Source organism: Gardnerella sp. c10Ua_31 (assembly GCF_055700915.1).
Genome location: NZ_JANUYG010000001.1, coordinates 396,395 through 407,834 on the forward strand (window position 1 = coordinate 396,395; position 11,440 = coordinate 407,834).

General features: G+C 41.7%; 9 protein-coding genes. All 9 read right to left on the reverse strand.

Translation table 11 applies throughout. The annotated features are described in order from the left end of the window. Positions 1 to 160 precede the first annotated feature (160 nt). The 9 genes from glnA to ftsZ all read right to left on the reverse strand — a co-directional run bounded on the left by glnA (position 161) and on the right by ftsZ (position 11,434). On the reverse strand, positions 161 to 1,498 hold the full coding sequence (gene glnA, locus NYP55_RS01585) for a type I glutamate--ammonia ligase (RefSeq protein WP_004130324.1): 1,338 nt from the start codon (positions 1,496 to 1,498) through the stop codon (positions 161 to 163). 188 nt (positions 1,499 to 1,686) lie between these two features. Further along, the gene (locus NYP55_RS01590; protein ID WP_004130326.1) at positions 1,687 to 2,379 is read right to left on the reverse strand and encodes a hypothetical protein; all 693 of its coding nucleotides are present in this window, start codon (positions 2,377 to 2,379) and stop codon (positions 1,687 to 1,689) included. A 154-nt stretch (positions 2,380 to 2,533) separates the two neighbouring features. Then, the gene (gene dnaE, locus NYP55_RS01595) at positions 2,534 to 6,085 is read right to left on the reverse strand and encodes a DNA polymerase III subunit alpha (protein WP_415696385.1); all 3,552 of its coding nucleotides are present in this window, start codon (positions 6,083 to 6,085) and stop codon (positions 2,534 to 2,536) included. Between the two features lie 52 nt (positions 6,086 to 6,137). Further along, positions 6,138 to 7,094: an RluA family pseudouridine synthase gene (locus tag NYP55_RS01600; protein WP_004132599.1), complete on the reverse strand. Its 957-nt coding sequence runs from the start codon at positions 7,092 to 7,094 to the stop codon at positions 6,138 to 6,140. Beyond that, positions 7,087 to 7,581 carry a signal peptidase II gene (locus NYP55_RS01605; RefSeq protein ID WP_004132600.1) on the reverse strand — a complete coding sequence of 165 codons (495 nt, stop codon included), beginning with the start codon at positions 7,579 to 7,581 and terminating at the stop codon, positions 7,087 to 7,089. The genes NYP55_RS01600 and NYP55_RS01605 overlap by 8 nt, the downstream gene beginning before the upstream one ends. A gap of 71 nt (positions 7,582 to 7,652) precedes the next feature. Then, positions 7,653 to 8,966, reverse strand: coding sequence for a DivIVA domain-containing protein (locus NYP55_RS01610; protein ID WP_004132601.1), 1,314 nt, complete (start codon positions 8,964 to 8,966; stop codon positions 7,653 to 7,655). Between the two features lie 264 nt (positions 8,967 to 9,230). Then, on the reverse strand, positions 9,231 to 9,524 hold the full coding sequence (locus tag NYP55_RS01615) for a YggT family protein (protein ID WP_004130342.1): 294 nt from the start codon (positions 9,522 to 9,524) through the stop codon (positions 9,231 to 9,233). Positions 9,525 to 9,736: 212 nt separating this feature from the next. Next, positions 9,737 to 10,201, reverse strand: coding sequence for a cell division protein SepF (locus NYP55_RS01620; RefSeq protein WP_004130343.1), 465 nt, complete (start codon positions 10,199 to 10,201; stop codon positions 9,737 to 9,739). Between the two features lie 24 nt (positions 10,202 to 10,225). Continuing rightward, the gene (gene ftsZ / locus NYP55_RS01625) at positions 10,226 to 11,434 is read right to left on the reverse strand and encodes a cell division protein FtsZ (RefSeq protein ID WP_018616189.1); all 1,209 of its coding nucleotides are present in this window, start codon (positions 11,432 to 11,434) and stop codon (positions 10,226 to 10,228) included. Positions 11,435 to 11,440: the final 6 nt, after the last annotated feature.

Sequence of the window (11,440 nt, forward strand, 5' to 3'; positions counted from 1 at the left end):
AACTAACATTCAAACACAAACATTCAGATATAACAATATGAAAAAATTTTGCGAAAAATGTTAAAAAACAATCAAAGAAAAACCTAAAAATAAAACGCGCGACACGCCACCACAGCACATCGCGCGATTTTAATAGTCAACACAAACTAAACGCAAAAACCTAAAGTCTAGGCAAATATTTCTCGAGTTCGTAAGGAGTTACTTGGCGACGATACTCTTCCCACTCTTTATGCTTGTTGCGCAAGAAGTATTCAAACGCATGCTCACCTAAAACGCTAGCTACAAAATCAGACTTCTCCATAATCTTCAAAGCTTCATCCAAAGACTCAGGAAGAGGCTGAATGCCCATAGCTTGACGCTCAGCATCTGTAAGCTCCCAAACGTCGTCGCTAGTAGGATCACACAAAGTCATTTGCTTTTCAATGCCATCTAAACCAGCAGCCAACAAAACAGAGTATGCAAGATATGGATTCGCCACAGGGTCGAGCGCGCGAAACTCCATACGGCAAGAATTGCCTTTGCCTGGCTTATATTGAGGCACACGCAAAAGCGCAGAACGGTTGCTATGACCCCAGCAAACATAGCTAGGAGCTTCCGCTCCACCCCACAAGCGCTTGTAAGAATTAACGTATTGATCTGTAACAGCGCAAATTTCTGCAGCATGATGCAAAATACCAGCCGCAAATTGGCGCGCAATAAGAGACATATTAAACTCTTGACCAGCCTCATAGAAAGCGTTTGAATCTCCTTCAAACAGGCTTAAATGCGTGTGCATACCAGAACCAGGCTGATCTGTAAGCGGCTTAGGCATAAAGCTGGCATACATTCCGCGCTCAAGAGAAATCTCCTTAACAACAGTGCGGAAAGTCATAATGTTATCTGCAGTAGTAAGAGCGTCTGCATATCTTAAGTCAATCTCGTTTTGACCAGGACCGCCTTCGTGGTGAGAATACTCAACAGAAATACCCATCTGTTCAAGCATGCTCACAGCACTACGACGAAAGTCCATTGCCGAACTTCTTGGAACGTGGTCAAAATACCCACCTTCATCAATAGGAACAGGCGCCTTAGACCAATCATCTTGCGCTTCAAATAAGTAAAACTCAATTTCTGGATGAACGTAAAAAGTAAAGCCTTTTTCTTTAGCTTTTGCGAGCGCAGTTTTAAGAACGTGACGCGGATCTCCAAGAGACGGCTCCCCATCTGGCGTTAAAACGTCGCAAAACATGCGCGCCGTGCCTTCTGGACCGCCATGCCATGGCAAAAGTTGGAAAGTCGAAGGATCTGGCTTAACAATCATATCGTCTTCTAAAACGCGAGTCATGCCTTCAATCGCAGAACCGTCAAAGCCAATACCCTCTTCAAACGCAGCTTCAAGCTCTGCTGGAGCAATAGCAACCGATTTAAGCGTTCCAAGAACATCCGTGAACCATAGTCGAATAAAACGAACGTCACGCTCTTCAACTGTACGCAAAGCGAATTCTTGCTGTCTATCCATATCTACAGTCCAATCAATTTAAGTGTGTAACTATGTGTTTTTCTCTCATACTCTTTAACTAATATTTAAGAGACTAATTATTATATTATCTCTTACTTTTCGCTTTTATTTAGCTTTATGAGCATGAATTTACTTATTTTTAATGTAACAATCTAATAGCAATCTAGTAGCAATCTATTTAACATAGACTACATCTTTTTGCCATATTTATAAAAAATCTCTTTGGCTTGATCATCGCTTAAATCATCTGTACTTGTAACTTCAATCCCAGATTCTTTAAGATCTTTAACACTTGAGTAACAAATCATAAGATCTTCAACACATCTAGCAGCCATTGCAAGAATCATAGGAGGAACAACGTCTAAAACGCCTCGATTGTATTCATAAACTTTTGCATCAATCTTATTAGCGCGATTTACCATTAGAACAGCAGGCATTCCACGAAAATAGTCGGTAAATTTTTTAACTGATTTTTCTGGATTGTCTTCGTCTAAATCACGTAAAACTGCGACTCCACCATTTTCGTCGTTAAAACAATCCGCATTAACTCCAGCCATTTTGCAAAAAGATGCAAGAAGCTCTCCTGGCTCTATAGCTGTTAAGAACAGCGCGCACTTTGCCTTTTTTCCAAGCAAACCTTGCAAATCTTCTTCAAAATCCGCTTGCTCAATCTTTTTTACAGCATCATCGATTGAATCACGATTTTGCTCTTCGCTAAACTCTTTTTCAAAACCAAGCAACGCGTCTTCCAGCTCTTTATCGGTAAAAGAAGTACGAACATCGTTAGAATCATTAGAACCAACGCCATTATTGCCATTAACGCCATTATTATTATCGCTAACGTTATTGTTTTTACTCAAATCGTCGTTATCTTTACACATATCTTTTACCTTCTAAATTAAAAAGCCTTGCTTTACTTGTTTTTACTTATCTTCACTTATCTTTACTTATAACTATCACTTCTTAAAACGCTTAAAATCACTCTAAATCACTCTAAGAATATTCTACGCGATTAGCTTATTTTAGGCGCTTATTTTAAGCACTTGGCAAGCAAGCTGGGCCAAACAATATTTTTAGCTCTGCAAAAAGTGACGTATCTCGCTTGACTCTAAATCTATCTCCAAAAGATAAGACTTTTGCGCACCCCTTAGAGTCAATCAAAGCAAGATTTACTTCGCAACAACCGGGATGCCTTGTAACAATGTTTTCAAGCTCTTTTATACGAGACTTTTCTAGCGCTTGCAAAGGCAAAACAATAGTTACAGGTTGAGCGTCTTCTGCCTCTAAGCTTGGAACTTCAAAATCCGTAGCTCTTAAAGAAACAGTTTCGTCTCGAACTTCTACCTGGCCCCTAATTCGCACAACTTGATCAATCGCAAGTTCTGCAGCAGAAGACTCGTAAACTTTGCCAAAGAACATGCATTGTATTGAGCTTTCCATGTCTTCAATAGTTACAATCGCCCAAGCATTACCTTTTTTAGACACTCGCCTATCTACGCTAGTAACAAGTCCTGCAAGAGTTACTTGTTGATTTTCGCTCATAGTTCTAGCACGGTTTAGAAGCTGCGCAATCGACATTTCTCTAAGACCAGCCAAAACAGCAGAAAGTCCACTCAAAGGGTGATCCGAAACATAAAGTCCAAGCATTTCTCGCTCAAAGTTTAGCTTCGTTTTTTTATCCCACTCTTCAACATCTGGAATATTGATTTGTGCGTCTCCAAGCTCGTTACTTGAATCATCCAAATCGGCAAAAAGGTCAAATTGGCCACCTGCCTGCTTTCGCTTAATAGAAATAACTGAGTCAATTAGTGGATTATAAACTTCAAAAAGTGCTCGCCTACAAGTGCTAATTGAGTCAAAAGCACCAGATTTAATAAGCGATTCAACAAGTCTGCGATTCAGAGATTCAAACGATACGCGATTTACAAAATCCTTAAAATCAACGAATTTTCCGCGCTCGCTTTCCCTCTCGCTAATAATATCGTTAACTGCTTTATCTCCAACGTTTCGTACAGCTCCAAGGCCAAAGCGCACAACATCTCCAACTGCAGAATATTCAAGAACCGACTCATTAATATCTGGTTGCAAAACGCGAATACCCATGCGTCGTGCTTCACCCAAGTAAAGTGCTGTCTTATCTTTATTAGTGCGCTCGTTTTGAAGCAATGCAGCCATAAATTCCACAGGATAATGCGTTTTTAAGTAAGCAGTCCAATAAGAAATCAAACCGTATGCAGCCGAGTGAGCCTTATTAAACGCGTAACCCGAGAATGGAACCAGAACATCCCAAACAGCTTGGGCAGCTTCTTCTGAATAACCATGTTCCTTCATGCCTTTAAAGAACGGTATTTTCTCTTTAGCTAGCACTTCTGGCTTCTTTTTACCCATAGCTCTACGCAAAACATCTGCCTTGCCAAGGCTGTATCCAGCTAAAATACGAGCAGCCGACTGCACCTGCTCTTGGTACACAATCAAACCATAAGTTTCGCCAAGAACATCTTTTAGTGGCTCCGCAACCTCTGGATGAATAGGCGTAATATCTTGCAAACCGTTCTTACGCTTAGCATAATTGGTGTGCGAATCCATATCCATAGGACCTGGTCTGTAAAGCGCAATCAAAGCAGAAATATCGTTAAAGTTATCTGGTTTTAGAGTGCGAAGAAGCGCACGCATACCGTCGGAATCAAGCTGGAAAACGCCTAAAGTATCTCCTCTTGCAAGAAGCTGATATGTTTCTTTATCGTCAAGCGGAATTTTAGTATAGTCAATAGGCTCTTTTCCATTATTTTCAACGTTTTTAAGAGTATCTCTAATAACTGTTAAGTTAGAAAGACCCAAAAAATCCATCTTAACTAAGCCAAGCGTTTCGCAAGTGTGATACTCAAAGGTAGTTGTAATCGTGCCATCAGTGCGCTCCAACAGAGGAGATGTATCTGTAATAGGCTCCGAACCCATAATCGTTGCACAAGCATGTACACCCGTTTGGCGAATCAGACCCTCAATACCCTTTGCTTCTTCTGTAATCCGCTTTGTATCTGGGTCGCTATCATACATCTCGCGAAACTCGCGAGCTTCCGCATAACGCTTTGACTTTTCGTCAAAAATATCGTGGAAACTCATATCTTTGCCGTTTTTTGGAGGCGGCAAAATCTTTGTAATTTTTTCTCCAACAGAAAACTCATAGCCCATTATTCGAGCAGAATCTTTAAGTGCTTGTTTTGTTTTAATTGTGCCATAAATCACGCATTGCGCTACTTTATCTTTTCCATATTTTTCGCCAACATATTCCAAAACTTTGGCTCTACCTTCTGGGTCAAAGTCAACGTCAATATCTGGCAAAGACACGCGCTCTGGGTTTAAGAATCGTTCAAAAATCAAGCCATGCTTCATTGGATCTAGTTCGGTAATGCCCATTGCATACGCAACCATTGCGCCTGCTGCACTTCCTCGGCCAGGGCCAACCATAACCCCATGCTCTTTTGCCCAATTAATATAGTCTGCAACAACTAAAAAGTAGCCACAAAATTGCATTTGGCATATAACGCCACACTCGTAGTCTGCTTGTTTTAAGACTTCAATAGGAACGTTTTTGTTATATCTGCGCTCTAATCCTTCTTCGACTTTTTTAAGAAATAGCGAAGTCTCATCCCAACCTTTAGGGCAGTCAAATTGCGGCATAAAAGCGCCATCTTCGCCGTCATCAAACATAACATTGCATCGGCGAGCAATCTCAAGAGTATTATCGCAAGCTTCTGGGAACTCCTTAAAAAGCTCACGCATTTGCTCAGCAGACTTCAAATAATAGCCAGAACCGTCAAACTTAAAACGATCTGGATCATCTAAGCGAGATCCAGAATTAATACAAAGCATTGCATCTTGCGCTTCGCGATCTTCTTCGTGCACATAGTGCAAATCGTTTGTAGCAAGAAGTGGAGCATTCAACTTTTTAGCAATCTCGAGCAAATCTTTTGTAACGCGTGTTTCAATAGAAAGCCCGTGATTCATAAGCTCAATAAAGAAATTATCTCGACCAAAAATATCTTGGAACTCACCTGCAGCGCGTAAAGCCTCATCAAATTGACCCAAACGAAGACGCGTTTGAATAATTCCAGATGGGCATCCAGAAGACGCTATAACGCCTTTAGAATACGTTGAAAGCACATCTTTATCCATTCGAGGATATCGCATAACGCGACCTTCCAAATTGGCTATAGACGATGCTTTAAGTAAATTTGTTAAGCCTTCATCATCTTCGGCCCACATTGTCATGTGAGTAATCAAACCACCGCCAGAAACATCGTCGCTTCTTTGCGCTTCCGTTCCCCAATGAACTCGGCTTTTGTCTTGTCTGGCTGTTTCTGGAGTCACATAAGCTTCGATTCCAATAATCGGCTTAATCCCAGCTTTTACAGCCGTGCTCCACATCTCGTATGCTCCATGCATATTGCCGTGGTCTGTAATCGCAATAGCTGGCATACCCAATTCTTTTGCACTCGCAACTAGGTCTGGTATCTTTGAAGCACCATCCAAAAGCGAATAATGCGTGTGATTATGCAAATGTACGAAGTTTGTTTCTGGCCTAGTCATGCTTGCTATTTTATAGATGCAATATGACCTGCTTTGCTAAATATGCTCGCTTTTATAGTTGCCGCACGGCTTGTAAAGCGTGTTGCAAATCTAGCGGATACTCCGATTCAAGCTTAACTAATTTTCCTGTTCTAGGATGCTTAAATTCTAGCTTAGTTGAGTGAAGCCATTGGCGTTGTAACTCTAGTTTTTCCGCGAGTTTTGGGTTTGCTCCATACATTTTATCCGCCACTAACGGATGGCCAATCGAAGAAAAATGCACGCGTATTTGGTGAGTTCTACCCGTCTCTAAATTTACGCTAACTAAAGTTGCAATTCCAAAGCGCTCCAAAACATCCCAATGTGTTACAGCTGGTTTGCCATTTTTGGTTACAGTAAATCTAAAGTCAGATACTTTCGACCTTCCAATCGGAGCTTCAATAGTTGCTTTGTTTTGCTCCAAATTTCCTTGCACTAATGCCGTATAAGTTTTTGAAACACTATGACTAGCAAATTGCTGCTTCATCTTTTCGTAAGCAAAATCCGTTTTGCAAACGAGCATAAGGCCGCTTGTTCCAACGTCTAACCTGCTTACGATTCCTTTGCGTGATTCGTCGCAAAGCGTTGTGTTTATTCTAATCCCAGCAGCTTCTAGGCTTTCTGGAACAGTAGGCCCATTCCACCCTTTTGCTGCGTGAGACGCCATTGCAACAGGCTTGTTTATTACTACAACATCGTCATCGTTGTATACGATTTCTAAATCGCATATAGAAGGCTTACTTTGAGCATTACTGGAAGAATCGCGAGCACTAGCACAATCGCAAGCACAATCGTCTTCTTTATTTACAACAATCACATCTGATTCTTGCAAAATAGACGATTTTTGCGACTTTCTATTTAGGATTTTTGCTTTGCTACTTTCGATTAGCGATATTGCGTTTGCACGCGATACTCCCATAAGCTTCGACAAACATACGTCGAACCTGCATCCTGCAAATTGACTCGTAACCGTAAAACGAATATCACTCATCAGCGCGCTCTATAAGAGGAATCCCAATCAAAATAAGGCATATAACTGCGATTCCTGCAAACATAAGCTCAATATCTGCAACATTTCCAACAGACCATCCGTAGTTTATAAAATCTACGACTTTTCCGTTCAAAAAGCCCTGAGCATATTGCGCTCTATCAATAAGATTTCCAAAAGCTCCAGCAAAAGCTAAAGCAAGCGCAATAGTCCAATATAAGGATTTTGTGTGCTTAATAACCGCAATCATAGCAGCGCACGCAGCGCACGCTAACACGCTAATAACCCAAGTAAAAGAAGATCCTAAGCCAAAAGATGCTCCAGGATTCCTAACAAGAGTAAAAGAGAGCAAGTGTGGAAAAATATCAATGTTTTTTCCGCCACTAAGCGCTGCTAATGCCCAAACTTTGGTTATGCGGTCTAGAACCACGCCAATAAAAGCAATCAGTGCAAAAACGGCTGCGCGATTACGCAGCCGTTCTACACGCACATAACTATGCGTCAATGTATTTTCCAATCTAAAGGGATTTAGTAAATACTACTAGCAAATTTTAGTAAATACTACTTATCCTGCTTATCTTGATTTTCCATAGATGTATACGTGTTTTCGTCGGAAACTTGAGCAACAAGCTGACCCAAGAAGTCGGTCAAGCGAGTACGATACTCAGTTTCAAACTGCTTAAGGCTTTGAATGTTTCCTTCAATAACCTTAGTTTGCTTCTCGAGATTCTCACGTACTTGGCGAGCATATGCGTCTGCAGAAGTACGAGTAGTGGAATCGTAATCCGCAGCTCTATGCTGAACTTCTGCTTCGTATTGATCAGCTTGATCGTGAGTTTGCTTGGAGTAGTCATCTGCAGCTTGACGAACCTTGCCAGAGTAAGCGTCTGCCTCGTTGTGAGCGCGAGCCGCATAAGCATCGGCGTCTCCGCGAGTACGCACCGAGTAATCATCCGCATCCCCGCGAGTCTGCTTATTGTATTCATCCGCCTCGGTGCGCGTACGACCAGAGTATTCGTCTGCTTTAGCAACTATATCGTTGTAGCGCGCTTGGCTTTCTTCTACAATCTGCTGAGCCTTTGCCTTGCCCTTGTCTACGTATTGATCATGCAATTGCATTGCAAGAGTCAACATTGCAGTAGCACGCTCTGGCTCCGAACCTTGAGCTTCCGCACCCGCGCCTGCAATCTTTTGCAAGCTACCAGTCTCCGTGCTTGGTTCCATCTTAGAAACCTGCTCGCGAAGCTGTTCTTCTCTCTTATGCGATTCTTCGAGCTGCTTGTTAAGATCTTGAACCTTAGCATTTTCTTGCTGAGTTACAACAAGCTGCTGGCGAACCTCTTCTAACTCACGACCCAAGTTTTCGCTGCTTGCACGGAAGTCATCGCGCTCGCGCGTAACGTTTTCAAGCTCTTCTTGAATCTTCTTATCAGCATCTGCCTTAGCATTATCTGCATTTGCAGCTTGAGCTGTAAGCTGATCTACTTGAGCACCCAATCCATCCAGTTGCTCCTTAAGCTGCTGATTTTGCTCGCTCAATGCACGGTTGTTTTCTTCCGCTTCCTTAAGCTTTGCTGCAAGATCGTTATCACTCTTGCTTGCATTGCTGGATGCTTCTCGCAAATCATTATTTTCTTTAGTTAAAGATTCAACCTGATTTGTTAAGTCTGCAATCTTATTGTTTAAGCTAGCAACATCAGCGCCAAGAGACTGCGTAGAAGCCCCAAGTCCTTGCACGGCCTGCTGACCAAGCGCTTCGATTGTTTCTGTAACCTGATCTAAAAAGTCATCAACTTCGTCAACGTCATAGCCTCCCTTGAATCTAACGATCTGGAAGGTATGCTCGCGAATGTCTTTAGGCGTTAACAGAGCCATAATGCATTACACCTCACTTTTGGGCGCGCAGCCCTTTTGATATATCTCTTCGATGCTATCACGTCCATAGAAAAAATTGTGTAAAAAGCAATTATTTTTTACGAAATCTGCCAATATTTTATTATTAAGACTTATTTTGAGTGAATGTTAAGTAAATAATGTTGAGTAAATAATGTGATTAATAGATAATAATACGAATATCATTTAAGAATAGTAGCGATTGCGCGCATATAGTAAACATTCTTAATGTCTTAATAAAAAATCTTAATAAATCATAGATAAAAGCATTTGTAAAACAATTATCAAAAAGTAAACAACCATAAAACTTACGTCTAAACTTATGTTACCAAGCCTTACAGGTGGTATGAATCTACGCGCAAATCTTAAAAGCGGTTCCGTTAAATAATATATAATTTGAGCAAATTTTCTAACAATCGCATTTGGCCTAAACGAATGAAATACGATTGGAATCCAGTCTAAAATTGCGCGAATAAATAGCACTGTTAAATATGCGCTTAGAAAAAGATTAATGATTAATATTAAGCTGTTAAAAATCATAAACTCACTTCCGTAAATAAACTTTCTTAAAACTTTCACAAGTAAACAATCATCACAATAAAAGTTAAGAAGATTTTTGTTATTAGATAATTTTTATTCGATAATTGATATTAGATAATTTAAGGCAGAAATCTCAAAGAGACTCTGCCTTAAATCTAAATAACGCATAAAGCAAATGCTATAGAGCGGTCTTTGCTACTAAGCTTGTATCTTTACGAGAACAATTCTCTAGCAGAACCGCCATTAGGAGCGTCTTCTACCTTTATGTTTACTTGCGAAGGACTTAGAAGAAACACTCTTGGCGTTACTCGCTCAATAGACCCACGAACACCAAACACAACTCCAGCAGAAAAGTCAACAATGCGATACGCAACAGATTCACTAACACCAGTAAGATTCAAAACAACTGGAGTTCCATCTCTTAACGCACGCCCAACTAATTGAGCATCGTCATAAGACTTTGGATGAATCGTTGTAATGCGACTCATGCGGACTGCTCCAGCACGAGAAGAAGTGCCATTACCCAACTGCGATTCTGAATTATGCAGACTTATAGGAGCAACGTTGTGATCGTTGTCAAACGAAGTTTCTTGCGCTTGAGAATCAACGAAGTCATCGTCGTCTTGAACATCACTCATGCCTACGTAAGACATCATGTTCTTCATAAAGCCAGCCATTAAGCTGCCCTCCTATCGCTATGCTTAACGTAGAAAATCAGGAATATCCAATTCGTCTGGTTCATCTTGAGGCTTATCTTTAGAAGCCGATGCTTGGTAATTCTGGCTTGGTGCAACAGAATCAAACATGGAAGAAACAGGATGCGAAGATTCTTCAGCAACAACAGGCTTTGCGGGAGGCGCGACTGGAGTTGTTGACTGAGCTGGGGCAACAGAATCAACTCCTGCTTGCATATCTACAAAAGCACCAGCCTTATCGTCTTCCACCTTAGGGTGGGAATCAAAACCAGCGGCAATAACCGTAACGCGGACTTCGTCTCCGTAAGAATCGTCCAAAGAAAGACCCCAAATAATCTGGGCTTCTGGATGAATCGCCTTGCGAACAAGTTCTGTTGCAGCACTTGCTTCTTGCAACTTCAAATCGCTTGGACCTGCAATGTTAATCAAAGCACCGTGAGCACCTTCAATGCTCTCTTCGAGCAATGGGGAGCTAATAGCAATTTCAGCAGCTTGAGTAGCTCTGTCTTCTCCCTTTGCAGCGCCAATTCCAAACAGCGCGGTTCCAGCACCACGCAAAACGGCGGTAACGTCCGAAAAATCAACATGAATATAAGAATTCATGGTAATCAAATCGGTAATACCTTGCACGCCTGCAAGCAATGCGGTATCTGCCGTCTTAAAAGCTTCAATAATTCCGATAGTTCGATCTGAAATTTCCAACAAACGATCGTTTGGAATAACAATCAAAGCATCGACTTCTTTACGAAGATTTTCAATACCAAGTTTTGCCGATGCAGCACGCTGAGGTCCTTCAAACCCGAAAGGACGCGTAACTACTGCGATTGTTAAGGCACCCTGCTGGTGTGCAGCTCGCGCAACTATTGGGCTTGCACCTGTACCAGTTCCGCCGCCCTCGCCGCAAGTTACGAACACCATATCGGCGCCCTTTAATGCTTCTTCAATGTCGGATTGATGATCTTGTGCAGCTTTTGCACCCTTTTCTGGATCAGCACCAGCACCGAGACCACGACTTGAAGCATCAGATAATGAAATCTTTACATCAGCGTCGGAACGCAACAAATCCTTAGCATCAGTGTTGATTGCTACGAATTCTACGTTCTGTAAACCCTCGGTGATCATTCGGTTGACGGCGTTACCACCGGCTCCACCGACGCCGACTACCTTGATTATGGTTTTGTCGTTGAAATTGTCAGTCTGGGCAATCTCGCTCACCGTTGT

What these genes read in the sequence shown, in the direction of transcription:
- NYP55_RS01600 (WP_004132599.1), bottom strand. Translation starts at nt 7,094, where the DNA reads ATGAGTGATATTCGTTTTACGGTTACGAGTCAATTTGCAGGATGCAGG.
- NYP55_RS01615 (WP_004130342.1), bottom strand. Translation starts at nt 9,524, where the DNA reads ATGATTTTTAACAGCTTAATATTAATCATTAATCTTTTTCTAAGCGCA.
- dnaE (WP_415696385.1), bottom strand. Translation starts at nt 6,085, where the DNA reads ATGACTAGGCCAGAAACAAACTTCGTACATTTGCATAATCACACGCAT.
- NYP55_RS01620 (WP_004130343.1), bottom strand. Translation starts at nt 10,201, where the DNA reads ATGGCTGGCTTTATGAAGAACATGATGTCTTACGTAGGCATGAGTGAT.
- glnA (WP_004130324.1), bottom strand. Translation starts at nt 1,498, where the DNA reads ATGGATAGACAGCAAGAATTCGCTTTGCGTACAGTTGAAGAGCGTGAC.
- NYP55_RS01590 (WP_004130326.1), bottom strand. Translation starts at nt 2,379, where the DNA reads ATGTGTAAAGATAACGACGATTTGAGTAAAAACAATAACGTTAGCGAT.
- NYP55_RS01610 (WP_004132601.1), bottom strand. Translation starts at nt 8,966, where the DNA reads ATGGCTCTGTTAACGCCTAAAGACATTCGCGAGCATACCTTCCAGATC.